Annotated in this window: 18 protein-coding genes and 1 tRNA gene; 5 read left to right on the top strand and 14 right to left on the bottom strand. The window is 64.6% G+C overall.

From position 1 onward, the window contains the following. Positions 1-266: 266 nt before the first annotated feature. The 7 genes from J3D46_RS11730 to J3D46_RS11700 all read right to left on the bottom strand — a co-directional run bounded on the left by J3D46_RS11730 (position 267) and on the right by J3D46_RS11700 (position 10,138). Complete coding sequence (locus tag J3D46_RS11730; RefSeq protein ID WP_253467295.1) at positions 267-2,927, bottom strand: AAA family ATPase; 2,661 nt, start codon at positions 2,925-2,927, stop codon at positions 267-269. Positions 2,928-2,962: 35 nt separating this feature from the next. Beyond that, complete coding sequence (locus J3D46_RS11725; RefSeq protein WP_231338708.1) at positions 2,963-5,695, bottom strand: LuxR C-terminal-related transcriptional regulator; 2,733 nt, start codon at positions 5,693-5,695, stop codon at positions 2,963-2,965. Positions 5,696-5,836: 141 nt separating this feature from the next. Then, positions 5,837-6,421 (bottom strand): aminoacyl-tRNA hydrolase, encoded by a 585-nt coding sequence (gene pth / locus J3D46_RS11720; protein ID WP_231338709.1) that lies wholly within the window; start codon positions 6,419-6,421, stop codon positions 5,837-5,839. Positions 6,422-6,577: 156 nt separating this feature from the next. Next, entirely contained in the window at positions 6,578-7,150 is a 573-nt protein-coding gene (locus J3D46_RS11715; RefSeq protein ID WP_231338710.1) for a 50S ribosomal protein L25/general stress protein Ctc, read from the bottom strand. Between the two features lie 319 nt (positions 7,151-7,469). Further along, complete coding sequence (locus J3D46_RS11710) at positions 7,470-8,450, bottom strand: ribose-phosphate diphosphokinase (protein WP_011774071.1); 981 nt, start codon at positions 8,448-8,450, stop codon at positions 7,470-7,472. Between the two features lie 2 nt (positions 8,451-8,452). Then, a complete protein-coding gene (glmU, locus tag J3D46_RS11705) occupies positions 8,453-9,946 on the bottom strand; it encodes a bifunctional UDP-N-acetylglucosamine diphosphorylase/glucosamine-1-phosphate N-acetyltransferase GlmU (protein WP_253467292.1) in 1,494 nt (497 codons plus the stop codon). Positions 9,947-10,066: 120 nt separating this feature from the next. Then, a tRNA-Gln gene (locus J3D46_RS11700) sits at positions 10,067-10,138 on the bottom strand. 288 nt (positions 10,139-10,426) lie between these two features. Between J3D46_RS11700 and J3D46_RS11695 the strand changes: the two genes are divergently transcribed. Beyond that, positions 10,427-11,026 carry a TetR/AcrR family transcriptional regulator gene (locus J3D46_RS11695; protein WP_231338743.1) on the top strand — a complete coding sequence of 200 codons (600 nt, stop codon included), beginning with the start codon at positions 10,427-10,429 and terminating at the stop codon, positions 11,024-11,026. A 296-nt stretch (positions 11,027-11,322) separates the two neighbouring features. Further along, positions 11,323-11,724, top strand: a complete 402-nt coding sequence (locus J3D46_RS11690; RefSeq protein ID WP_253467289.1) for a VOC family protein — start codon at positions 11,323-11,325, stop codon at positions 11,722-11,724. A gap of 124 nt (positions 11,725-11,848) precedes the next feature. Here J3D46_RS11690 and J3D46_RS11685 read toward each other — a convergent pair whose 3' ends face one another. The 5 genes from J3D46_RS11685 to J3D46_RS11665 all read right to left on the bottom strand — a co-directional run bounded on the left by J3D46_RS11685 (position 11,849) and on the right by J3D46_RS11665 (position 17,945). Further along, positions 11,849-13,681 (bottom strand): ABC-F family ATP-binding cassette domain-containing protein, encoded by a 1,833-nt coding sequence (locus J3D46_RS11685; protein ID WP_253467286.1) that lies wholly within the window; start codon positions 13,679-13,681, stop codon positions 11,849-11,851. Positions 13,682-13,716: 35 nt separating this feature from the next. Beyond that, positions 13,717-14,709: a 4-(cytidine 5'-diphospho)-2-C-methyl-D-erythritol kinase gene (locus J3D46_RS11680; protein ID WP_231338714.1), complete on the bottom strand. Its 993-nt coding sequence runs from the start codon at positions 14,707-14,709 to the stop codon at positions 13,717-13,719. After that, complete coding sequence (gene rsmA / locus J3D46_RS11675; protein WP_231338715.1) at positions 14,706-15,587, bottom strand: 16S rRNA (adenine(1518)-N(6)/adenine(1519)-N(6))-dimethyltransferase RsmA; 882 nt, start codon at positions 15,585-15,587, stop codon at positions 14,706-14,708. Before rsmA ends, J3D46_RS11680 begins: the two co-directional genes overlap by 4 nt. Before the next feature lie 26 nt (positions 15,588-15,613). Further along, a complete protein-coding gene (locus tag J3D46_RS11670) occupies positions 15,614-16,765 on the bottom strand; it encodes a resuscitation-promoting factor (protein ID WP_253467283.1) in 1,152 nt (383 codons plus the stop codon). A 292-nt stretch (positions 16,766-17,057) separates the two neighbouring features. Further along, complete coding sequence (locus J3D46_RS11665) at positions 17,058-17,945, bottom strand: TatD family hydrolase (RefSeq protein WP_231338717.1); 888 nt, start codon at positions 17,943-17,945, stop codon at positions 17,058-17,060. A 178-nt stretch (positions 17,946-18,123) separates the two neighbouring features. Here J3D46_RS11665 and J3D46_RS11660 point away from each other — a divergent pair, with 178 nt between their 5' ends. The 3 genes from J3D46_RS11660 to J3D46_RS11650 are packed head-to-tail and all read left to right on the top strand — an operon-like array spanning position 18,124 to position 23,216. Then, the gene (locus J3D46_RS11660; RefSeq protein WP_253467280.1) at positions 18,124-19,212 is read left to right on the top strand and encodes a MoxR family ATPase; all 1,089 of its coding nucleotides are present in this window, start codon (positions 18,124-18,126) and stop codon (positions 19,210-19,212) included. 9 nt (positions 19,213-19,221) lie between these two features. Continuing rightward, positions 19,222-20,673 carry a DUF58 domain-containing protein gene (locus J3D46_RS11655; protein ID WP_253467277.1) on the top strand — a complete coding sequence of 484 codons (1,452 nt, stop codon included), beginning with the start codon at positions 19,222-19,224 and terminating at the stop codon, positions 20,671-20,673. Then, complete coding sequence (locus tag J3D46_RS11650) at positions 20,670-23,216, top strand: DUF3488 and DUF4129 domain-containing transglutaminase family protein (RefSeq protein WP_374110795.1); 2,547 nt, start codon at positions 20,670-20,672, stop codon at positions 23,214-23,216. Before J3D46_RS11655 ends, J3D46_RS11650 begins: the two co-directional genes overlap by 4 nt. A gap of 134 nt (positions 23,217-23,350) precedes the next feature. On the opposite strand, the gene J3D46_RS11645 is transcribed toward J3D46_RS11650, so the two are convergent. Continuing rightward, entirely contained in the window at positions 23,351-24,832 is a 1,482-nt protein-coding gene (locus J3D46_RS11645; protein ID WP_253467272.1) for an NAD-dependent succinate-semialdehyde dehydrogenase, read from the bottom strand. A gap of 160 nt (positions 24,833-24,992) precedes the next feature. After that, positions 24,993-25,868 carry a 16S rRNA (cytidine(1402)-2'-O)-methyltransferase gene (gene rsmI, locus J3D46_RS11640; protein ID WP_253469211.1) on the bottom strand — a complete coding sequence of 292 codons (876 nt, stop codon included), beginning with the start codon at positions 25,866-25,868 and terminating at the stop codon, positions 24,993-24,995. Between the last annotated feature and the right edge of the window lie 66 nt (positions 25,869-25,934).

The following is a 25,934-nucleotide window of genomic DNA, read 5'->3' as shown; positions in this document are numbered from 1 at the left end:
CGGAATCCCGGTGATGCTTGGGGCTGAACCGTTCTTCCAAGAACAATCCTGCCGTGGTGGCGACTGCCGTACACCAGTAGTTGGTACTCGATTACTCCGCGGCTTTTTCCGGCCCGGTACCTTGTTGTACTCAGTCCCCCAACAGGGCACTACTTGGTTTGGACGCCAAACACCCGCGCGTTACTCCATTGATTGGCTAAATCCCGCGCAGACAGGGGCGCAAGTGGCCCATTGCGGGTTTTATGGGTACTCAAAGGGCGGCACCGTCAGTGGCGGACGGCCGCCCCGAGATCTTCGCGCCGTCGGATACCCAGCTTGGCGTAACTGCGGTAAAGGTGGCCTTCGACGGTGCGCACCGAGACCATCAGCTTCTCGGCAATCTGGCGGTCCGTCAGTCCTGAAACGGCCAATGCCACGATGTCCTGCTCCCGGCGCGTCAACGGCACGGAACGGTCTGCTTCGGCACTCGGGTCATGGACCAGTGCGTCGCCAAGGCTGGCTTCGCTCACGTCACGCAGCACCGCTGCCTGCCGTGCCTCCGGGCGTTTGCCTTCAGCGTCGAACGACAGGGCAGCCTTGTCGAACGCCACTGCGGCAGGGCCGGGCATACCGGCGGCGGCCAGGAGGTTGCCCGCGTTGACGAAGCCCTGGCCCTCACCGCCCAGATGTGCTGCCGCCATCGACTGCCATCCTGCTGCCCACGCACCGGACATGGACGACGCCGTGTCCATGACTGACTCCATGGCCGGCATATCACCGAGCTCTGCCCGGAGGACAAGATTCTGCAGCAAAACTCCGGGCCATCGATGCAGCGGCCCGGATTCGGGCAGCTTCCGCAGTTTGTCCAACCCTGAGCCTTTTGCCAGCAGTTCCTGGCCGGCGAGGATGAACAGCTCCGAAAGGGCCCCTACATAGGATCCGCCAACCGCGGCTTCGTCCTGCTCACCTGCCAAGCGCATTGCAAGTGCGGTGTCGCCGGACTTGGCCGCCGCGTAGAACGCCAAGGCACCGCCCAGGCCCTGCAGCCTTTGGGGGTCGTGGATCCGGAGCGCCTCGACGGCGGGCGCCAGCAGCTCCGTGGCCTGTTCCAAGCGGCCTTGGCGCAGCAGCGACAATCCTTTGAGGGTCTGAATATCGCCACCAAAAACAATGAGTCCCAAGGCCGAACTGGCCGAATAGCGGTCAAGCGCGCTCCCGGCAGCCCCCCAATCGCCCGCTTCCAAGGCTGCGAGGGTGTAGCGGGCCAGGACGAAGTCGCTGAAGTACAGGAGCTCATCCGAGGGTGCGTCCAGCAGCGCCAGGGCCTCACGGCCGGCTTCCAGCGCCTCTGCGGCCCGGCCCTCGACCGTCAGCAGCTCACACTGCATGGCCAGCAGGAAAACCCGGTTCATCACGAAATCCGGTTCATCGGTTCCGAGCACTTCAGCAAACCGCTCCAGGCCCTCGCGGAGTTCTCCGTACTGCCCATCATGGGCCAAGGCCGCCAATTCCAGGGCGCGGGCATGCCGCCCCACCAGCCCAACCATCGGGTCCGACGCCGGACGGCCCTTGATCAGGGTGGCGGCGGCGGCCCGTGCGTCGGCAACAATGTCCGCGGACGAGTCTCCATTCGCCGCCCGGGCAGCTGCCCACAGCAGACCTGTGCCCACCGGTCCGGACGGATCCGCGTCCAGGAAACCCAAGTCTTCTTCCAGCAACCGTACGGTACTGCTGAAGTCGCCGTCGTTGTAGTTGACCATGGCCATAACGGCCCGGGCACGCGGGCGCAGCACCTCGGAGCCGACTTTGCCGGCGGCGGCCAGCGCCAAGGGATTCTGGAGCAGCTTCGCGGCCAGGAACGCTGCCTGCAGCAGTTGTTCATCCTCGACGTCGGCGCCGCAGTCCAGCGCCCAGCTCACCAAGCGCAGCAAGCCCTCGGCGGTGGGCGGCTCCGCGAGCAAGTGTTGGACCATGCGCTGCCGGATCTGGAGGCTTCGAGCGGGCGAAACGATCTGGCGCAGCGCCTCACTGTACATGGGGTGCCACATCTTGAGCGGGCTGCCTGGCCCGTTGGTGGACAGGACCAACCGGCTGTCCATCAACGACCTCACGGTTTCCCTGCCCACTTGTGTGTCCAGGACAGCGGCAGGGACGGGCTCGGACAACGCAATGACATACATCGCTTCCCGTTCGGCCTCGCTGGTCCGCAGGACCCTGTTCCTCACCACCTCGGCCAGTCCTTCGCCGTTGCCTGAGAGGGCATGAGTCAGGAACCAGACTCCATTCCTGCGCACCAGGTTTCCGTCGGCCCTTGAGTCGTCCAGGAGGCAGCGCAGAAGCAGGGGGTTACCCTCGGAAACGGAGTGCAGGACGTCCGCGGCACTGGCCATGACCGTTCCACCAAGGGTCTTCTCCGCCAGCTCAGTGACGCTTTCCTGGTCAAGGGGATGCAGTTCCAGCCGCTCGGCAAGGCCGTCATACCAGAGCTGGAGCAAGGCAGCCGGCAAACCGGGCCGCGGCCTGCTGGTTGCCACCAGCCGCGCCCATCCTGCCGTCACCAATTCGGCCAGGATCTGGGTGCTGCCTTCGTCGAGGTCGTGTGCATCGTCCACGATGAGCAGCAGGCGGGCGCCTTCGCCACCGCGCCGCTTTTCGAACTGTGACCAGAACTCGCGCAGGATCGCAACAGGGGAGGTGGCCTGCTCAACCGGGAGATCCATCAGGTAGGGCGCCAGGACACCGTAGGGCACAGCAGACAAGGCGGGACTCCCATGGACCCGCATCACCACCATTTCCCCTGCCAGACGGGCCGCGATTTCGGCTGCCAAGGCAGTCTTGCCGATACCAGGATCCGCTACCAGGAGCACAGCCCCTGCGCCTTCCTGGCGCAATATCCCGGTGGCCAGGTCCAGTTCGGCGTCCCGGCCTACAAGGTGCTCAGCCTGCATGGGCAACCCGAACTGAAACTACTGGGCACCCGGCCTCATAGGAGTCCATTGAGCTCGCCTCGAGACGACACACCGAGCTTGGTAAACACTTGGTACAAATGGCCCTCGACAGTTCGCACAGACACCCCAATATCCATCGCGATTTCACGGTTGCTGACTCCCTTCCCGGCGAGTTTAGCAATTTGGCGTTCCCGCTCGGTCAGTACCGGCGCGTCGCTGCGCGGTTGGATCGGCAATGTTGACACGGAATGTTCCAGGCGCTCCAGCCTCAGTTGGGCTGTCCGGGCCGCTGTTGTCTCGCCGGCGTCCCGGGCAAAGTCCAATGCCATGGCCACACACCGGGCCTCAACCACCAGCAGGTCCAGCGTTGCGGCAGCATCCGCGGCGGCCAGGAGGGACCGGGAGCTCCTGGCCAGGGCGCCTCGGGCGAGGTTCCCCGAAATCTCGGCGAGGGGCCCTTGGCGACGCCCGGCAATGTCTTCGAGCAGCCGGTACTCGTCGTCGGTCCCTTCAACTGTGGCACCAAAGAGGTAAATGCCGGCGGTCGTCAACCGCTGCTTATCGATGTCGTTGCGCACCCGCGCCAGGAGCCGCTGCTTGACCTCAGGATCCCCCATCCAACGCCCCGCCATTTCCGAGCAGAACCCAGCAACGGATTCGGAGAAGAATGTCCCCACTCCCCTGCACGTCCTGTAGAGGTCCAAATACCGCCCGGCCTCCACTGAATTGCCCACTTGGGCGTAGGCAAAAGCGGTAGCGGCGTACGCTACCTTGTTCATGTTCATGGCCGGACGGAGTTCAAGCTGGGCAACGGCGGACCGCAGCGGTTCGATGGCGCTGGCAGGCTTGCCCGCGTAGGCGTACGCGAGGCCGATGCCCAGTTCAGTCAGCGCACCCCGGTACTGGAGCCGTGATGACCTCGATGGCGTGCGCCGTATGAGTTCGATGCACTGCCGCCACTGCCCCGACAACAACAGCACCAGGAAGGCGTGCCTGGCGAAGGCCTCCTCCAGCTGGGCTGGACGGTCTGTGTCACCGAGATTCCGTGACACGGTCCTGGCGAGTTCCTGCGCCTCAAGCTCCCGGCCAAGAATGCAACGGGCCTCAATCAGGAAGAAGGAGGACCTCAGCCAGTGCTCGCGGTCCGCGTCCGGGTCCTTGGCCAGTTCCCCTTCCAGATCGTCGATCATGGCGGCGTACTCGCCCATGTAGGAGTTGTATTCGTAGCTGCACAGGTGGAGGCGGTTGCGCGCCTTGGCCAGCGTCTCTGCCGGATAGGCCTCCGCCATGGTTTCAAGGGTCTCAAGCCCATCGGAAACAACTCCCGGCACCATGCCCGAACGCCCATCAATCCATGTCATGGCCTGGCATTTTGCTGCCGTAATCTCCGCGAATTCCAGTGGATCCAGGGCAGCGAGATGGGACTCGGACACCTCATCCAACGCCTGTGCAGCATGCAACGGCAGGTCCAGCATGAGATATGCCGCGGCCTTCAGTCGTTGCCCGGGTACCCACTCCACATCTTTCGGGCCCAGTGACAGCGTGCACTGGATGGCGAAATTGGGGTCGTAGTCATCCAGCGCCGCACGCCCGGCCGCGAGGGCATGCGCCGGCGAGGGCATTGGCTCGTCCTCGCACGAATGCATCCACGCGGCGTAGCTGAGGAGATCCTGCGCCGCCAACCCCTGCAACTCAGGTTCTTGGGGGCCGTGCAGCATCAGGCGCAATTCACGCCTGCGGCGGGTGCTCAACCAGCCGCGGACTACCTCGCCAACGTAGGGATCGCGGAGGGAGACCCAATGGTCACCGCACCGCTCCACGGTGAGCAGCCCGGATTCCTCCATCTCCACCAGGACCTCTGTCCCGAAGATGGCTGCCAAGTCCATGAGGGTGGCGCGCTGCGCACAGGCCAGGATTTCGACGACGGTCCTGCTGGCCTGCGTTTCGCGCGCCAGCCTGGAGCGGACAAAGTCCTCAACAACCGTTGCGCCCTCCAGCTTGATCCGGTCCCTGAGCGTCCACACGGAATCGTTCAGGACCAGATTGCCGGTATGCCTCTGCTCTTCGAGGAGGGCGTGGAGGAGCATGGGGTTACCGCCAACAGCCGAATGCAGCGAGCCCACCAAAGTCGAGGATACGTAGTGCCCCAGCACAGAGCCCAGCACTTGCTTGGTCTGTTCCTCGCTCAAGGTGTTGAGGTGGACTTCGCCCAGCTCACCTTCAAGGACCAGGCGGTGGAAGTCAGCAGGGAGGTCGCTGGCGCGCTGGACCGTGGCAACGACCTTTGCGGTACCCGTGGCCATGAGGTTCAACAGCACGCCCGTACTCATGGGGTCCATGCCACCGGCGTTGTCCACGATGAGAACCGTGTCCCGGCCCGCGGCCTCTGTCCTGATCAGGCTGGTCACTGCGTGCAGGATCCCGGTAGGGGAACTTACGGCTTCGGACGGCAGCCGGGCCAACAGGAACCCCAGGCATCCGTACGGGGTTTGGCCGTTGGCTACGGTGTTGCGCAATTGGAGGCTGTGGACCTTGGGCCCCAGCGAAGATACAACAGCGCGGGCAAGCCCGGATTTGCCGATTCCCCGCTGGCCCGTGAGCACTACTCCATAGGAATCAGGTGACTCAAGGTATTTGCCGGCCTTTGACAGATCATGGCTCCGGGCCAGGAGTGACCACGTTTGCCTGTCGGTTGGTCCGCCCACAAGATCGGGAGCCGCAGCCCTTGCTGCGCCTCCCCCGCCCTTGTTTAGCAACTCCGCCGACATTCGCATCCTTCGCTACACATCCGCGACAGTCCCCCACCGCTTACCTGCGTACCATGCACACTACCTTCGGGCGCCGACACTTTGTAGGCCTTAGGGTCCTCGGGACCGTCAGGCTTTCATCAGGCTTTCCTCAAGATTTGCTCAAGATTTCGCGGGGTGGTGTTTCTGCTGCGCCGACAGCAGGCCCTGGTCCATGAGCAACTCCACGGCGTCGGCCGCCTCGTCAAGCAGGAAAGGCAGTTCCTTCTTTTCTGCGGTGGCGAAATCCCGGAGGACGTAATCGGCGGTCTCCATCCGTCCCGGCGGCCGCCCCACCCCTACACGAACCCGCAGATAATCCTTGGTGGCGAGTGCTTTTGAGATGTCCCGCAGGCCGTTGTGCCCGCCCTCACCGCCGCCCAGTTTTAGCTTGACTGTGTTAAAAGGGATGTCGATTTCATCGTGGACCGCTATGACGTGGTCCGGTGCGATGTCGAAGAAGTTGCACAGCCCCGCTACGGGTCCCCCGGACGTGTTCATATACGTCATGGGCTTGGCCAGGACCACGCGAGGGCCACCGATGCCCAGCCGGCCCTCCACCACCTGGGCGCGGGCCTTATGGACCTTGAACTTCCCACCCATGCGGGACGCGAGCTCATCCAGCACCATCTGGCCCACGTTATGCCGGTTGTTGCTGTACTCACTGCCGGGGTTGCCGAGGCCGACAATCAGCCAGGTGTCACTCATGGTCTCATCCTAGGGAACGTTGGTTTTATCAGCGGGGACAGGTTGCCAGCCAGGACAGGCGGCCAGCCAGGGACTACCGGCAAGGGCCAAAAGAAAGTGGCCGGGACCCGAAGGTACCCGGCCACTCCACGGCATAAGCCTCAAGCAGTCAGAAGACTACTCGGCAGCCGGTGCTGCTTCTTCTTCAGCTTCGGAAGCGGTCTCAGCGATGCGGACCACCAGGGTGTCACCTTCGGTGAGCAGGGTGGAACCCTTCGGCAGGACGAGGTCCGAAGCGTGGATGCTCTCGCCGGCCTTGAGGCCTTCGATGCTGACCTCGACGGCGGTGGGAACGTGGGTTGCCTCGGCTTCGAGGGAAACCGTGGTGGCTTCGAGGCTGGCAACAGCACCCGGAGCAACTTCACCGGAAACGTGGATTGCGATGTCGACGGTAACCTTCTCGCCGGCCTTCACGGTCTGGAGGTCAACGTGCTCGATGATCTGCTTTACGGGATCGCGCTGGATGTCCTTGACGAGCGTCAGGTGCTGCTCGCCGTCGACGTCGATCGCCAGGAGGGCGTTGGAAACGCGGACTGCCAGCGTGGTGGCGCGGCCCGGCAGGTTGATGTGGATCGGCTCTGCGCCGTGGCCGTAGATAACAGCCGGGATCTGGCCGGCCATGCGTGCACGGCGGGCGAAACCCTTGCCGAATTCGGTGCGCAGTTCTGCGGTGAGCTTCTGCTCAGACATGTGTACTCCTTGATTACTGTGGCGCCCGAAAATATCCGGGCTGGTCTATCAGCAAGGGCGGAGGTCTGGAGACCTTCTACGCCCGGCTGAGGGCGGCCGCCGAGCAGCCGTTCCGCCTGTGTTGAAGGAGATGCAGACCCAGTCGATAACGGAGACCCGCAACCCTGGTCCATCAAACGCGGACCGGATGTGCTCTCCCTCGCCAAGGTATCCCCAAGAGTTTAGCAGCGGAACGCGTCGGAACTGAAAACGGGCAAAGAAAAGGGCCACCCGACGCCGTGAGGCGGCAGGTGGCCCTCGTACTTTCAGCAGTCCGGCGTTATGCCTTGCCGTCGAACAGGCTGGTGACCGAACCGTCGTCGAACACTTCACGGATGGCGCGTGCAATCAGCGGTGCGATCGACAACACCGTCAGTGACGGGAAGCGCTTCTCAGCCGGGATGGGCAGCGTGTTGGTGACCACCACTTCGCGGGCGCCGGAATCGGCCAGGCGCTGCGCGGCGGGGTCGGAGAAGACAGCGTGCGTGCAGGCGATGATGACGTCCTTGGCACCGGCGTTCTTCAGGACCTGGACAGCGCCGGAGATGGTTCCACCAGTGTCGATCATGTCGTCGATCAGAACGCAGGTGCGGCCTTCAACCTGGCCAACAACCGTCTTGGAGACGGCCTGGTTGGGAACCGTGAGGTCGCGGCTCTTGTGCACGAACGCCAGCGGGGCACCGCCCAGGCGCTCGGCCCACTGCTCGGCAACGCGGACACGTCCGGTGTCCGGGGAAACAACAGTGATGTTGTCGGCCTCGACCTTGGTGCGGATGTAGTCAGCCAGCAGCGGGATGGCCATCAGGTGGTCAACGGGGCCGTCGAAGAAGCCCTGGATCTGCGAGGTGTGCAGGTCCACGGACATGATGCGGTCCGCGCCGGCAGTCTTGTAGAGGTCGGCGACCAGGCGGGCGGAGATGGGCTCGCGGCCGCGGCCCTTCTTGTCCTGGCGGGAGTACGGGTAGAACGGCGAAACAACCGTGATCCTCTTGGCCGAGGCGCGCTTGAGGGAATCGATCATGATCAACTGCTCCATGAGCCAGTTGTTCAGCGGGGCCGGGTGGGCCTGGATGACGAAGGCATCAGTGCCTCGCACGCTCTCGGCCGAACGGACGTAGATTTCCCCATTGGCGAAGTCGTAGGCGTCGATGGGCAGGAGCTCGGTCTCCAGCTCCTTCGCGATTTCCTGCGCCAGCTCCGGATGCGCCCTTCCGGCGGCGAGAATCAACTTCTTCTCTCCGTGTGCGGTAATTTCGCTCATGCCTATTTGCCCTCTTCTATGGTTGCCGGGGATTGTGAGGATGTGGAGGCGGAGGCCAGTTCCTGGGCGGCTTCGGCCAGATTGGCAGAGGCTGTGCCCGGGCGGTTGGCTATGACCCAACCTTCGGCGTTCCGCTGTGCGGCCAGGCTGAGGGCGAGCGCACCTGCGGGAACGTCCTTGCGGATGATGGCTCCTGCGCCGCTGTAGGCGCCATCGCCGACGGACACGGGAGCCACGAAGACCGTGTTGGAACCGGTGCGCACGCCCGAGCCGATCACCGTGCGGTGCTTCTTCTCGCCGTCGTAGTTGGCAGTGATGTTGCCGCAACCGATGTTGGTGTCTTCGCCGATTTCGGCGTCGCCCGCGTAGCCCAGGTGGGACAGTTTCGAGCCGCGGCCGATGGTCACGTTCTTGGTTTCGTAGAATGCACCGATCTTGCCGGTCTCCCCCAGCACCGTGCCGGGGCGGAGGTACGTGAACGGTCCGACGCTCGCTTTGGCACCAATCGTGGAACCCGATCCGTGCGTCCGGGTCACCTTCGCGCCCTCGCCTACGTTGACGTCCGTCAGCGTCGTGTCAGGACCCACGACGGCGTCCCTCGCCACAGTGGTGGAACCGTGCAGTTGGGTGTTGGGCAGCAAGCGGACGTCTTCGTCGAGCGTCACGGTGGAGTCGATCCAGGTGGTGGTGGGATCCACCACGGTCACGCCTGCGCGCATCCAGGACTCGATGATGCGTCGGTTGTGCTCGGCGCCAAGCGCCGACAACTGGATGCGGTCGTTGGCACCCTCAACCTGCCAGCGGTCTTCGGTGACGACGGCGGCAACCCGGCCGCCGGCGTCGCGCGCCAACCCGAGGACGTCCGTCAGGTACATCTCGCCCTGGGCGTTGTCCGTGGTGACCTTCGAGAGTGCCGTACGCAAGACCGCGGCGTCGAAGGCGTAGATGCCGGAGTTGACCTCGCGGATGCTGCGCTCAGTCTCGCTTGCGTCTTTGTGTTCGCGGATGCCCGTGACGGTGCCGTCTTCCGCGCGAAGGATCCGCCCATAACCGGTGGCGTCATCCAGTACTGCGGTGAGGACGGTGACGGCATTACCCTCAGCCTCATGGGTGGTTACGAGCTCTGCGAGCAGTTCGCCGGTCAGCAGGGGGACATCGCCGTACGTGACAACCACGGTGCCGGTAAGTTCAGCCGCGGCGTCGAGGGCCTTGAGGGCAACCTCAACCGCGCGCCCTGTGCCGGGAACATCGTCCTGGTCGACAATCAGCGCGGCGGGATCCAGCGTGGTGACGTGCTCAGCCACGCGGTCACGCTCGTGGCGGACAACAAGTGCCAGCTTCAGTGGAGTGATGGAACGGGCTGCCAGGAGAGCGTGGCCCACCATGGAACGTCCGCCAATTTCGTGGAGAATCTTGGGGGTCCGGGACTTCATGCGCGTTCCAGCGCCTGCGGCCAAAACTATGACGGCTGCGGGACCGGTGGATTCGGGGCTCACGTACTGGCTCTCCTTGCTCGGTATGTCCCGGGTAACCCGGCTTCGGAATGCTGCCATCCCAATGGACCCAGGCACCGTTTGAGCCGTTCCAGGTACAGAGAGGAGCGCATTTTCCGACCGTTCCGCCCATAGGATTCGAACCTATACTCCACGGCTCCAAAGGCCGGGGTGCTGCCATTACACCAGAGCGGACCGTGCATGATTCACACCACCAGACCGCAGGGTCTGACGGTTTCCCGGGCTACCGGGATGCACACACAAGAATCTAGTTTGCCATGACCATTGCGTGCTTCGCGACTTGACCGCCCGCCACCCATTCACTGGCGCACTCCGGGACCCCTCCGTGACCCTGTTTCCACCGGGGGCGGCGGGCCGGTAAGGCATGATGGTCACGTGAGCAAGCGCACTGAACTTCCCCGTCCCGCGGACACCGCCGAACCCCTGGAGCATGGTGCCACCGGTCCCGCAGTCCGTGTCAGGATGACCGGCCAGCAGCGCAAATCCCAGCTCATCGGCATCGGCCGCGCCCTCTTCGCAGCCCGTGGCCTGGACGGCACCACCATCGAGGAAATCGCTGCCAACGCTGGCGTTTCCAAGCCCGTCATCTACGAGCACTTCGGCTCCAAGGAAGGCTTGTACCGGCGGGTCGTGGAGACAGAATTCCGGATTCTGCTGGACTCCATCACCGAGGCCCTCAGCACCGAAGCCAAGCCCCGGGTCCTGGTTGAACGCGCAGCACTGGCCCTCCTTGGCTACATCGAAGACCGCACCGACGGCTTCCGGATCCTCATGCGCGACGCCCCGCCCTCCCAACCCGAGGGCGCCTTCTCCACGTTGCTCTCCCACGTAACAGCCCGGGTGGAACACCTGCTCTCCGATGAATTCGCACGACGGGGTTTCAGTGCAGCCGACGGCGCCATGTACGCACAGATGCTGGTCGGCATGGTGGCGATGACCGGCCAGTGGTGGCTCGACAGCCGCACACCGGACAAGCGGGCCGTCGCCGCGCACCTGGTGAACCTGGCCTGGAACGGCCTGACCGGGCTGCAGAAGGAGCCCGGACTGCGTTCAGAGGGCTGATTCCCCTCCCGGCGCTGCACCAGCCATCCTCCGCGTGCTGGCCCGTTCCTCGCCTCGACGCCCTCTCACCGCCCGCGGGTTTTTGGGCATCCCCCTCTCACCGCCTGCGGGTTTTTGGGCATCCCCCTCTCACCGCCTGCGGGTTTTTGGGCATCCCCCTCTCACCGCCTGCGGGTTTTAGGGCATCCCCCTCTCACCTGAGCCCCATGACGCGGGGTACTTCTTTCCTCGCCTGGGAAGCCGGATTGGTGACGCGCCATTGCAAGGTCGGAGGGTCTGCTTTGTAGGATGTGCTCATGTCAGCACCCCAGCTCTACGTCACCTTTCCCGGCACAGCGCGTGAAGCCCTCAGCTTCTACGCGGAGATCTTCGGCGGGGAGCTTTCCTTGTACACGTTTGAGGACTTCAGCCGCACCGATGGCCCCTCCGATGCCATCGCCCATGGCGTCCTCAGCGGAGTGGTCTCACTGAGTGGATCTGACGCTGCGACAGGCGACAAAACCGTCCGCATGGAAGGCGCCATGCTCTCACTGCTGGGAGCGGCAGAACCCGACGTTCTTCACCATTGGTTCGACAAACTCGCCGACGGCGGTCGGATCCTGGACCCACTGTCACCAAAGCCCTGGGGTGCATCCGACGGCCAAGTGGTGGACCGCCACGGCCTGCATTGGCTCATCGGATATGAACCAGCTGCCTAAAACCGACAGAAGATGAGACAGCGCCCAGCCCACCACCGCAAAAGATGAGCGAGCGCCCAGCCCACCACCGCAAAAGGTGAGACGGGGTTGTCGCTTCGGCGGTCGGGGCGTCGGCCTACGCCCCCTACTCGCCGAGGATTTCGGCAGCCTCCAGCCATTCGAGCTCGAGGCCCTCTTTCTCGTCAAGCAACTCCCGAAGCTTGGCGTTGAGCTCGCCCAGCGCGTCGAAGTCGCCGGATTCGGATTTCGCCGCCATTTGGGTGTGGAGCTTCTCTTCCTGCTGCGCGATCTTGCCGAGTTGGCGGTCGACCCTGTTGAGGTCCTTCCGGGCTTCACGCTTTTCGGCTTCGCTGGCACCTGAAGGGGCGGCAGCGGACGAGGAAGCTCCGCTGGCAGAAGTTGGCGCACCGGAGCCCCCGCCAACGGCGCCGGAGGCAAGTGCGGCCTCGCGCAGCTCGAGGTATTGGTCCACTCCGCCCGGCAAGCCGCGGAGTTTCCCGTCGCCCAGCAGCGCCATTTGGTTGTCGGTGACGCGTTCCAGCAGGTAGCGGTCGTGGCTGACCACCACCAGGGTCCCGGGCCAACCGTCCAGGACGTCCTCGACGGCGGCAAGGGTGTCGGTATCGAGGTCGTTGGTGGGTTCGTCGAGCATGAGTACGTTGGGCTCTCCTACCAGCAGGCGCAGGAGTTGGAGCCGGCGTCGCTCGCCACCGGAGAGGTCGCTGACCGGCGTCCACTGCTTTTCCTTGGTGAACCCAAGCTGTTCAACCAGCTGGCCGGCAGTGAATTCCTTGCCGCCCACGCTGAAGGACCGCTTTTCGCGTTCGATGACCTCGATGACGCGCAGGTCGGAGACGTCGTCGAGCTCTTTGACGTCCTGGGTCAGCACGGCGGTGACGACGGTCTTACCGCGCTTGACCTTGCCCGAGGTCGGCTGAATTTCGCCGTTCAGCAGTTTCAGAAGCGTGGATTTGCCGGCGCCGTTGACGCCCACCAGCCCGAGCCGTTCGCCCGGTGCGAGACGGAGGGTGATGTTGTTGAACAGCTTCTGGCCGCTCTCGCCACCCTCGAAGTCGAGTGTCACGTTCTCGAGGTCCAGCACGTCCTTGCCCAAGCGGGCAGTGGCCATCTTGCTGAGGGCCACGGAGTCGCGGGGATCGGGCACGTCGGCGATGAGGTCGTTGGCTGCTTCGATGCGGAATTTCGGCTTGGCGGTTCGGGCGGGGGCGCCGCGCCTCAGCCAGGCAAGTTCCTTCTTGACGAGCTGCTGGCGTTTATTTTCGACGACGGCGGCCGTGCGGTCGCGCTCGGCGCGCGCCAGAACGTAGGCGGCGTATCCGCCGTCGAACATGTCCACCATGGCGTCGTGGACTTCCCAGGTGTAGTTGCAGACTTCGTCGAGGAACCATCGGTCGTGGGTGACCACCAGGAAGGCACCCTGGTTGGCGCGCCAGCGTGTCTTCAGGTGCCGGGCGAGCCAGGCGACGCCTTCGACGTCGAGGTGGTTGGTGGGTTCGTCCAGCATGATGACGTCGTGGTCCTCGATGAGGAGCTTGGCCAGCGCAACGCGGCGCTTCTGGCCGCCGGACAGGGCATGGACGTTGGCGTGCCAGTCGACGTCGCCCACCAGTCCGCCCATCACTTCGCGGATCTTGGCGTTTGCGGCCCATTCGTGGTCCGCGCGGTCACCGACGATTGCAGCCCCCACCGTCAGGTCGCCGTCGAGCACGTCACCCTGGTCCAGGTAGCCGACGTTGACGTCACCGCGTTTGGTGACACGGCCCGAGTCCGGCGTCGAGCGCAAAGCGAGCAGGCGCATGAGGGTCGATTTACCGTCGCCGTTGCGGCCCACCATGCCAATACGGTCGCCATCCTCCAAACCGAGGGTGACGCCGTCGAGGACAGTGCGGGTCGCGAACGAAACGGTGAGGTTTTCGCCGCCAAGCAGGTGGGCCAATGGGTACTACTTTCTACTGCTGGAATGCGGGGGTACTAAAGGAGGGTATCGGAGATGATCCGGGCGCCGTGCACAGGTCCGTGGACAGCCACCGCGGTGTGGCCCCGGTGGGTTAGTTCTTCGGCGAGGACGCTGGCAGAGACTGAGTCCCGTGCAAGCAAGGCGATGGTCGGACCGGAACCGGACACCATGCCGGCCAGCGCACCGCGCGCTTCGCCCAGTCCGATGGTGTCGCGGAGTTGCGGCGCCAGGGCTATGGACGCGCGCTGGAGATCGTTGATGAGCACCCGGCTGAGGGTCTCGGGATCGCCGTGGCGGAGCGCCTGGAGAATGGTGGGATCCACGTCCACGGGTTCCGCGATCTCGGCGCCTTCGGAGTCCCGGAGTCCATCAAGGGTGCGGAACACGTCCGGCGTCGAGAGGCCATAGTCCGCGAAGACCAGCACCCAGTCCATCTGCGCTTTGGCCAGGGCCGGAGAGAGTTTGTCGCCAACGCCGAGCCCGACGGCGGTGCCTCCCAGGAGCGAAAAAGGCACGTCTGCGCCCAACTCGGCCGCCAGGTGCGCGAGTTCCTCGCGGGAGAGGCCGCTGTTCCACAATGCGTCGCAGGCCAACAGCGTGGCCGCGGCGTCGGCGGAGCCACCGCCCATACCGCCGGCGACCGGCACACGCTTGGTGATTTCAAGGTGAACGCCCGTTGGCTTCTCGGACATTTCCGCCATGATGGCCGCGGCCTTGTAGGCAAGGTTGCGCTCATCCAGCGGGATGTCAACGCCGTCGAGGTCAAGCGTGCTTTCCGGGCTGATGCTGACGGTAATCCCCTCAGCCTCGGTGCTGGTAGCGGCCACTTCCTCATACAGGGAAACCGCAAGGTAAACACTGGCCACCGAATGGTAGCCGTCCGGCCGCAGCGGGCCGACGCTCAGTGAGACGTTGACTTTTCCGGGTGCTTTGACGCGAACTGTCCGGGCATGGAAGCGGTCCCCCACAAACGGGAGGCTGCTTGGTTTGCGGGTGCCCGGATTCATGCGTCCACGGGGTGGCGGGCTTCGGCGATCTTGACGTAGGCGGAGATGTCCAAAACCTCGCCGCGGGCCGTCGGGTCCACACCTGCCGCCACCAGGCACCGCTCAGCCTCGGCCGCGCTTCCGGCCCACCCGGCGAGGGCGGCGCGGAGGGTCTTCCGGCGTTGGGCGAACGCGGCATCGATGACGGCAAAGACCTGCTCGCGCGTTGCATGCGTTTGGGGCGGATCGTGGCGGGTGAACGCCACGAGTCCCGAGTGGATCTTGGGTGCAGGCCAGAACACGTTCATGCCGATGACACCGGCCTTGCGCATGTGGCCGTACCAAGCGGCCTTCACGGACGGAACACCGTAGATCTTGGACCCGGGTGTTGCGGCCAGGCGGTCAGCCACCTCGTCCTGCACCATGACCAGGCCGTGCTGCAGGCTCGGGAAATGTTGCAACAGGTGCAGGACCACGGGAACGGCGACGTTGTAGGGCAGGTTGGCCACCAACGCGGTGGGTGGAACGGGCAGTTCGGTGACCTTCATGGCATCGGACAGCACCAGGTGGAAATTGTCCTCCGCCCCGGGCCGCCAAGCACGCACGGTCTCCGGCAGCTTTCCGGCCAGCACGGGGTCGATCTCCACAGCCACGACGTTCTTGGCGGCGTCAAGCAGCCCCAGCGTCAGTGAGCCCAATCCAGGGCCCACCTCCAGAACGGTTTCGTCGGAGTCGATGTTGGCGGCGGCCACAATCCTGCGGATGGTGTTGCCGTCGATCACAAAGTTCTGCCCCAAGGTCTTCGTGGGGCGTACACCGATTTCCTCGGCAAGCCGTCGGATGTCTGTGGCGCCCAGCAGGGGCGCGACGGCGGCGGGTTCGGAATTCGGTTCAGTCACCTAGGTATCGTATCGCCTGTGCGGGGTCAGGCTGCGTGCGCGCAGCCCCAGTCGCGGAGGCCGTTCTTGGCGTAGAGGCGGTTGGCGATGTCGATCTGCTGTGCCTTGCTGGCCAGGCTGGCGTTGGGGGCGTAGGCTCCGCCACCGTTGGCAAGCCACGTGGGGCTGGAGAACTGCAGGCCGCCGTAGTAGCCGTTACCGCTGTTGATGGACCAGTTTCCACCGGACTCACACTGGGCAATCCTGTCCCACATGGCCTCGTTCGGAGCTCCGGTGGGGCCGCTGGAGGTTGCCGCCGCCTTGGCGGGAGTCGCCACGGGGCGTGCCTTGGTGCCAACGCTGACTTTCTCGGCGACGGGCTTGGTAGTGACGTTGCTTGATACGAGGGCCCTTGAGGCTTCGCGTCCGTCGACGAGGACCAGCTTGAACGTCTTGACCAAGGAGCCGGCGACACCTGCCTGGGTGACCTTTTCCTCGCCCTTGAACAGTTCGGCAGTTTCAGTCTTCACGCTTTCGAAGGGCACTTCCTCAGTGGCTTCGGCTGTCTTGCTGGTGTCCACGCGGGAGACCTTGATCACCATGTCCTGGACGATGGGCGCGTTGCCAGGTTGGGAGATGCGGTCGTTGGCGCCGACGGTGATGCCGGTGTCCTTGAGCACGGTGGCGACATCGGCCGCCGTCGTGGTGGTGCTGGTGTCCTTGCCGTCAGCCACAACGCTGATGGTCTTGGGAGTGGAGATGGAAACGAAGGAGCCGCTGACTTCCAGTGACGCTTCCTTTGGTTGGGAGATTTCCGAGGAACTGGCCACTCCGAGTTCGCTGACCAGCGCGGCGACGTCGGGGGCGTTCGTGTTCACGGTCTTGCGGGCGCCGTCCAGTTCAATGGACACGGCCTTGGCGAGGTTGATGTTCACCACGGTGCCGTTGTCCACAGTGGCGTCCAGAGCGGGTGAGACCCGGTCTGCGTCCTTCAATTCAACCTTGGCTGCCTTGACCACCTGGTCTACGGTGCCGCCAAAGGTCTGGATGGAGCTCACTTTGCCGTCGACGTTGAGGGTGACGGTCTTGTTGTTGCCCACGAAGGCCACAACACCAACCACCAGCGCCGCAACTACCAGCAACTGGGCGCCTACTTTGAGGAAGCTGAACTTGCCATCCGTTGTGAAGAACTTGATCACGATTGCCCATAACTCTCAGACCATCCGGGCACGGGGAAAAGCACAGAAATAATGCCAGCCGCAAAACGGAGGGGCCAGGCGCAAAGCCTGGTCCCACTCTTGCTGCCGGCATCTGCGCCGCCACATACATTCAACTGATTAAGTCCGGAATCAACCGGCCCAGCTGTCCGAAGGCCTTCCCCGACCCCGGCTACTTGTTTAACACAGTAACCGATCTGTTATAAAGCAACCAAGACTTCTGCATACCGGGTATTCATGCACCAGACGTCCTGAGGGCTCCCTGGACGAGGCCTCAGGCCCACGAACCGTAGGCCTGGAGCGTGTTTTCCGCCAGGCGCGAACACAGTTCGGACAGGTCATCTCCTGTCACTTCCGCCATGGAGCGGACGGTGTACGGCACCATGTAGCTCGCGTTCGGGCGTCCCCGGTACGGGTGGGGTGTCAGGAACGGCGAATCCGTTTCCACCAGGATCCGGCTGGGCTCGGCGATGGCCAGCGCCGAGCGGAGGTTCCCTGCGTTCTTGAACGTCATGGTGCCGGCAAAGGACATGTACCAGCCGTTCGTGTTGCAGATCCGGGCCAGTTCTTCGTCGCCCGAGAAGCAGTGGAACACCACCCGGTCGGGCGCCCCTTCTTCCTGCAGCACCTGAACAACGTCGTCGTGGGCGTCGCGGTCGTGGATCTGCAGGGTCAGTCCGAGCCGCTTCGCGATGTCGATGTGGCGCCTGAAGGAGTGCCGCTGGTGCACCAGCCCGTCCCCGTGCGTCCTGAAGAAATCCAGTCCTGTCTCGCCGATCGCACGGATCCGGGGATGGGATGCCAGCTCCTCTATCTCGGCGAGCGCCGACTCCAGTTCACCGCGCCCGGCATAAACGGGAGCATCGTTGGGGTGGATCGCGACGGCGCCGAGCAGGCGCGGGTCCGCGTCCACAGCTTCCACCGTGAAGCGGGATGACTCCAGGTCGCAGCCAACCTGTATTGCTCCTTGCACACCCACGGACTGGGCCGCGTCCATGGCGTCCCTGACGGAAACCTCGATCAGTCCGTTCCTGAAGTCCAGATGCGTGTGGTTGTCCATGACGGGAACGGGCAGCGGCTCCGGTGCCGGCGGGTACTCCCTGCGGGAATCTGTGTCCTCGGAGGACGCGCGGTACGGAGCAGGAGCGAGGGAATTGCACATGCTCCCACCTTAATCGGACCGTGGTCCTCCTGAGGCAACGGCGATAAATTCCACTCGGCACATAAATTCCTGAGCACTATGTCAGCGGCGGCCATTGACTGGGTAGTCTGGAACGGACAGACGGTCAGCAACAGCACGACAGATTGCTGATGCAGCGGCCACGGCTGAAGGGCAATCCATGGAGTCCAAGCGACAAGTATCCGTTGAACCTACCCCTCTTCAGGGTGAGGCTTACAGTGCGCTGCCACGCGATGGAGCCGCGCTCAACGGGCATCGGCCGCAGGTCATGGACGGAGAGCGGTTCCACGACGCCAGCGAACGCATCCTCAGTTCAATCAACAAGGTCATTGACGGCAAGGCCGACGCCGCGAAGCTCGCCCTGACCGTGCTGCTGGCGCAAGGCCACCTCCTGCTGGAGGATGTGCCCGGCGTCGGAAAGACATTGTTGGCCAAGACACTGGCCCGGACAGTGGACTGTACGGTCTCCCGCATCCAGTTCACCCCCGACCTCCTGCCTTCCGATGTCACTGGCGTTTCCGTCTACAACCAGTCCTCACGGCAGTTCGAGTTCCGCCCGGGGGCGGTGTTCGCGAACATTGTGATCGGCGATGAAATCAACCGAGCCTCGGCCAAGACGCAGTCCGCCCTCCTGGAATGCATGGAAGAGCACCAAGTGACAGTGGACGGGCATTCATACCAGCTGGGGTTGCCCTTCATGGTGGTAGCGACGCAGAACCCTATCGAGATGGAAGGCACGTACCCCCTGCCGGAGGCCCAGCGGGACCGCTTCATGGCGAGGATTTCCATGGGTTACCCGGACAAGGAAGCCGAGATCGAAATGCTGGAGACGCACCAAGCGTCCTCTCCCCTGGTCAAAGTAACCCCGGTTGTCACGGCCAGCGATGTCGCTGCCATGATCGCCACCGTCCAGCAGGTCCACGTATCCACGGCGATCAAGGAATACACGGTGGCAATCGGGCGGGCCACCCGCGACAGCGCCAGGCTCCGTCTGGGCGCGAGCCCCCGGTCATTGCTGCAGTTGCTCCGTGCGGCCAAAGCGACCGCGGCATTGGACGGCCGCGACTTCATGCTCCCGGACGACGTGGTGGACGTGGCGGAATCGGTACTCGCCCACCGGATCATCCTGGACCGCAAAGCGGCGAGCTCGGGCGATACGCCCCAGAGCATTCTTCGTGGCATCCTGGCATCCGTTCCGGTAGCCCAGGAGCCGCCTGGTGCCTGGCGCAGGGACAGGCACACCGCTTAGGAGGCAGGAATGGCGCTGGTTGATCGACTCCCCAAGCATTTGTTTACCACCCGTGGCTGGGGTTTGCTTGCGGCCGGGGCGATCTCCCTTGGGTGCGCCTACGTCATGGGCCGCCGGGATCTCCTGACGCTGGCCATCCTCTTGATCCTCCTGCCGCTGGCGGCCCTCGCCGGCGTCCGGGTTCTCAAGCCCAAGTTCCAGGTGTACCGGGAGTTCAATCCCTCCACTGTGGAAACAGCGAGCACCACCACCGTGCGACTGGCCGTGGCCAGGTCCTCATATTCCACTGGGCACGTGATCATGGAGGAGCAGTTGCCTCCCCGCTTCGGAGAGCCTCCGGCATTCCGTTTCCCCGCACGGTCAGCTTCCGGCGGCACCAGCCGCTACGAATACCACCTCCGCTCGGGCAAGCGCGGGCAGTTCCGCATCGGTCCGGTCACGGCAGAGTTCAGCGACCCCTTCGGCTTGTCGCTTCGGCGGCATTCAATCGACGACGGCGACATCCTCACCGTGACGCCTGCCGCCGTCGACCTTCCCGTCACCGGACTCGCAGGAGCGCGCGGCAACGACGGCGTGACCGCGACGCGCATCCGCGCCAACCCCAGCGACGACGACATCATGACCCGCGAGTACCGGCACGGCGATCCCATGCGAAGGGTCCATTGGGCGGCCACTGCGCGCCATGGCCAACTCATGGTGCGCCAGGAGGAGTCAGTAACGACTCCGGAAGCCACCCTCATCCTGGACCAGCGCTTCAATGCCTTGGCCGGCGGAACGGGATCCATGTTTGGCGGCCACGACGAAGACTCGGACCTGGTGACGAGTCCGAACTTTGAGTGGATTGTCACGGCAGCCATGTCCATCACGTCCCATTTGGCAGAACGAAACTACTCGTTGCGGGTTCTGGACGCTTTTGGGAGCCCGGCGTTCAACCGTTCGCGCTCGGCACCGGAACCTGATGCCGAGGAGTTCGCGGGTGCCGGTGGCCTGCAGGCCATCGCCGAAGGACTGGCGGCCATAGAGCTCAGCGGTCCCAGGCATTCCAGGGGTGAGCATCACCGGGCGGATCATCACGGCACCGAACACAGGGAGGCCGCGGCGGGGTCATCCACCCCGGATTCTGCCGATGCCCCCTTTGATGACCGGCTCATGGACAAGCTCGCTGCCCACCGACTGCGTGGCCCGCTTCTTGCGCTGCTGGGCACGCTGACTCCCGCCGAGGCCAGATCCCTGGCTCCTGCGGCGGCCTACGGAGCCAACGCTTTCGCCCTGATGGTGACGGAGGCGACCCGGAACAACGACGACGTGCTGGAGATTCTGCGGCTCGCGGGCTGGCGGGTGGCCGTGGTCACATCCAAGACGCAGCTGGGTGCAGCCTGGTCAGCGTTCGACGAAGGCGGAATTGTGGACGCTGCCGGATCAGCCATGGACGTTCGTCGTGGAGCGGCGGTGCCCCGGTGACCGCTACCTCCCATGTAGGCTCCCCCACGCCCACCCAGCCCAACAGCGGGACGGGCCAGAAGCAGCCGGCCGGCTCGCGACGGACACGAGCACCAGGGCCGGGCCCCTACCCCTGGGTCATGGCAGGGTCCATTGTCGTGGCCGTGCTTGGCGCTGCCTTGTCCCTGAACGGTGTCTTCAGGGGGTGGGCCTGGTTCATGCCATTGATCACCACCGTGGTTGTCGTGGCGCTGACCTTGGCCGTCCTCCGCGCGCTTCGAGCCCGGCCGCTGCTGGCCACCTTGGGTTCCTTTGCCACCCTCGCGGGGATCCTGAGTTTCACGTTTTGCCGCCAGGAAAGCCTTGCGGGCTTCATCCCCACTGCGGGGACGTTCTCCGCCGTCGGGCGCCTTATCAAACGGGCTGCCGAAACGGTGGTGTCCGAAAGCGCTCCCGTGGCGCCGAACGCCGGAATAGTGTTCGTCATGTGCGCCTGCCTGGGGCTGTTGGTGATCTTGATCGATGCCTTGGCTGTACCCCTGGCGATGCCCGCGGCCAGCGGCATTGGCCTGCTTGCCGTCATGGTGGTTCCGGCCACCATCAAGCCCCAGAGCGTGGGCGTTGCGGGCTTCATCGGCGCTGCCGTGGGCTACCTCCTCATTCTCGGTTGCAGCCACTGGTTCGCCCCTGATGCCCGGCTGCAGTCCGGATCCGGCCGGGGCGCTGGCCAGTTCAGGCGTTCAGTGGTTACCGGTGGGCTGGCCCTGGCCTTGACCATGGTGGTTCCGTTGGCAATCCCGGGCTTCGAGACCGGCACCTTCCCGCAGGGCTCGCGGCTGAGCCCATGGGGTACCTCCAACGGGCTCAATCCCATGATCACGTTGGGCAACAGCCTCCGGAGTCCTACGGGAGCTGGCCGTATCACTTATGCCACGAGCTCCAGCGCGCCCCTGTATCTGAGATCAGTGACCATCGATCATTTCGACGGCGAAACCTGGGCCCCCGACGACCGCTCCGCTGAGCGGCGCGTGGGGGCGGACAGGATTGAAACGGGGTACGCCGTCCAGGGCGAAGTGGTCAACGCCGTCACGTCCGTCAACGCAGGCCTGTTCACAAGCCCCTACCTGCCTGCCCCGTTCGCGCCGGCTTCAGTGAACGGCCTCAACGGTCGCTGGACCTGGGATCCTGCAACGTTGAGCATCATGAGCACCGAGACCACCACCCGTGCGCAGCGGTACGTGGTGTTCTCCGCCGCCCCGAAGGTCACGGCGCAATCCTTGTCCCAGGCCTCGGCGGTCCCGCAGGGCATTTCGGATGACTTCCTCCGCATCCCGGGCAACCTGCCGGACATTGTGCGCCAAACGGCCGATTCGGTCACGGCATCCGCCGGCAGCAACTACGGCAAGGCGCTGGCCCTCCAGAAGTATCTTCGCTCCGGCGAGTTCACCTATTCCCTGCAGGCGCCGGTGCAGAACGGCTACGACGGCAACGGCCTCTCGGTCCTGGCCGACTTCCTGGCGGTGAAGAGCGGCTACTGCGTCCATTTCTCCTCGGCGATGGCCGTCATGGCCCGGGCTGAAGGTATTCCGAGCCGCATTGCCGTGGGCTATGCACCCGGCCGGCTCACCGGAGAGTCCGTGGCCTTGGTCGGTCAGGGGTCCTTCCCGGAGTACGAGGTTGACGCCCGCGACGCCCATGCGTGGCCTGAGCTTTACTTTGAGGGCCTGGGCTGGGTTCCGTTTGAGCCCACTCCTTCGCGCGGCGTAGTTCCCGAATACGCTACTGAATCTTCGGTCCCCACCAACCTCAGCACCAACGCGGACGAAAAAGAGGTCCTGACCACCCCCGCTCCCGCCACTCCCGCTCCTGTTCCCCTGCCCGGAGTGGACACTCCGGCCGCAGGCTCAGCCAGTGTGAACCCGCTCCCCACCATCGCGGCGGCCACGGCGGGCGTGCTGGTGCTGCTGGGATTCCTGTGGTCGCCACGGCTCAGCAGGACGGTGCTGCGCCGCCGCCGCCTGAACCGGAAACCTCCGGATGAAGCCGACGCCGTGATGCCCGGATACAAAGACCCAGCCCCCGAGTTGGCGTGGGCGGAACTCCAGGATCTGGCCACCGACTACGGCTTACCGTCCACGCCCAGCGAAACGCCCCGGCACTTCTCCGCCAGGCTCCGATCCAGCGCCGCCCTTGGCGACACTGGCGGAATGGACGACGCCGCGCACGTCGCAGTCTCGTCGCTCACCTCGGACTTCGAACGGCAGCGTTATGGCCGCGGTGCCGTTGCCGCGCAGACAGCCGCGCAGACAGCCGCGCAGACAGCCGCGCAGGCAGCCACACCACCAGCGGCGACGCGTATCGCCGTCGTCCGTGAGTCGATGCGGCACAACGCCCGCTGGTTGGTTCGCTTCCGCGCGGACTGGCTGCCGCCGTCGATGATGCGCCGATGGGTGCACGCCCTCGGCGCGCCATTCCGGGCCTTGGCAGCGCTCGGAAAGGCGGTGGTGTGGGCGGTCGCGCGTGGTTGGCGCATGCTCCGGGGCCTGCTGCCGCAGCGCCGCTAGCTCCGCTGTTCCCGATCGGCAGGACCCCATGACACAGCAAAGGGCCCGACGCCGGAACTTGTGGTTCCATGGCCGGGCCCTTGCGTTTGTCAACCGTTCTTGTTGCGAGAGCGGTGGACCGGATCCTGCGCCGCCTAGTCGGCGTACGGGTCCGCGATACCTACGTACTGGGTGTACAGGTACTCTTCGATGCCTTCGGAACCGCCTTCGCGGCCCAGGCCCGACTGCTTGACGCCACCGAACGGGGCAGCAGCGTTGGAGATCACGCCGGCGTTGAGGCCGAGCATGCCGGTCTCGATCCGCTCGCTGATGCGCAGGCCACGGTTGAGGTCCTTGGTGAAGACGTAGGCAACCAGGCCATATTCGGTGTTGTTGGCCAGGCGAACAGCGTCATCTTCCGTGGAGAAAGTGATGATCGGCGCTACCGGTCCAAAGATTTCTTCTTGCAGGATGCGGGCGTCGGCTGCGACATTCTTCAGCACCGTGGGCTGGTAGAAGTAGCCGGGACCGTCGACGGCGGCACCACCGGTGACGGCTGTGGCACCTCCTGCTACGGCTTCGGTGACCAACGCGTGAACGCCATCGCGGGCCTTGCCGTCGATCAGCGGGCCAACCTTGGACTCGGCCTCGGTACCGCGGGCCGTGGTCAGCGCACCGATCTTCGCGGCGAACTTCTCCGCGAAGGAGTCGGCGATGGACTCGTGCACAATGAAGCGGTTCGCTGCGGTGCAAGCCTCGCCCATGTTGCGCATCTTCGCGGCGATGGCGCCTTCAACGGCCTTGTCCAGGTCGGCGTCTTCAAAGACCACGAACGGGGCGTTGCCACCGAGCTCCATGGAGGTACGGAGCACCTTGTCGGCGGCTTCACGGATCAGGGCCTGGCCTACCGGGGTGGAGCCGGTGAAGGAGATCTTGCGGAGACGGTCATCCTTGATCAGCGGGCCGGTGACGGCACCGGCAGTGGAGGTCTGGATGACGTTCAGGACACCGGCGGGGAGGCCGGCTTCCTGCATGACCTGCGCGAAGAGCAGGCTGGTCAGCGGGGTCAGGTTCGCGGGCTTGAGCACCATGGTGCAACCAGCAGCGACGGCGGGGGCTACCTTGCGGGTGGCCATGGCCAGCGGGAAGTTCCACGGGGTGATCAGCAGGCAGGGGCCCACCGGCTTCTTCTGCACGAGGAGGCGGTTCTTGCCATCAGGTGCTGCGGAGTAGCGGCCCGATACGCGGACCGCTTCTTCGGAGAACCAGCGCAGGAACTCGGCGCCGTACGTGACTTCGCCGCGCGCTTCGGCCAGGGGCTTGCCCATTTCCAGGGTCATCAGCAGGGCGAAGTCTTCGGCACGTTCGGTGACGAGCTCGAAGGCACGGCGCAGGATTTCGCCGCGTTCGCGCGGTGCAGTGCGGGCCCAATCGGCCTGGGCGGCAGCAGCGGCGTCGAGGGCCGCGGCGCCGTCTTCAGCACCGGCGTCGGAGATGCTGAGCAGGACCTTGCCCGTGGCCGGGTCTTCAACATCAAAGGTCTTTCCGGATCCGGCCGGGCGCCACTGACCGTTGATCAGCAGGCCGGTGGGGACGGAAGCCAGCAGTTCGCTTTCGCGTTCAACCGTGACAGTCATGGCGACTCCTTCGTCTTGGGTGCTTTGGAGAATTGCACCACTGGGGTTCGTTGCCGGAAGTGGCTTGAATTACTGCCACGGTACTGCCCCGCGAGAAGGAGTGTCTACGCCTTCACGCACTGCCATGCGGACGCCAATTTGTGCAGCTGCACAGCGCGCGTCAGCGTGCTGCAAGCACCGCGGAGTACAGCTCGCGCTTACTGACGCGGGCGTCATCGGCTACCGCAGCCACGGCTTCCTTCAAGCGGATGCCTTGGGAGATGAGTTCGTTCACCGCGGCTACATGGTCCTCGGGCTTACCGGGTTCCTGTTCAGGCGCACCGCCCACCACAACCGCGATTTCGCCGCGGACCTCGTTGTTCTCTGCCCACTCCAGCAGTTCACGTAAAGTGCCACGGATGACTTCTTCGTAGGTCTTGGTCAATTCACGGCAGACAGCGGCGCGGCGTTCGGAGCCGAAGCGCTCATGCAGGGCACGCACCATGACTTCAAGACGATGTGGGGCCTCGAAGAAGACCATGGTGCGGCGCTCATCGGCCAAATCCACCAGGCGGGAGTTCCGCTCCCCTGATTTGCGTGGCAGGAAGCCTTCAAAGCAGAAGCGGTCCGTTGGCAGGCCGGACAGCGCGAGCGCCGTCAGCACAGCCGAAGGTCCGGGCACCGCTGTAACGGTCAGGCCGGCCGCGACGGCTCCCTCCACCAAGCGGAAACCGGGGTCAGAAACCGCGGGCATCCCGGCGTCGCTGACCATGAGGATGGTCTTTCCGGCGCGCACGTGGTCAAGGAGTTCCCCGGTCTTAGCCACTTCATTATGTTCGTGGTAACTGATGACGCGTCCGGAGACCTCCACGCCCAAGGCCGTGACGAGCCGGTGCAAACGGCGGGTGTCCTCTGCCGCCACTATGTCCGAGGTCGCCAGGAGTTCGATCAAGCGGGAGGAGGCATCCCCCACATTTCCGATGGGGGTGGCCGCCAGCACAATCCGTCCTATGCCCGGGGTTGCGCCGCCGCCGGCGGCAGGAGTCGCCTCGTACACGTCATCGCTGAAGGGAGGCTCGTCCGGGGTGCTGCGTTGTTCGTCCACCTGCCAAGCCTAATGCCG

It is taken from the genome of Paenarthrobacter sp. A20 (assembly GCF_024168825.1).
In the GTDB taxonomy this organism is placed as follows: Bacteria; Actinomycetota; Actinomycetes; order Actinomycetales; family Micrococcaceae; genus Arthrobacter.
Note: the sequence above shows the minus strand (reverse complement) of the source record. Positions and strands in the feature narration are given on the sequence as shown.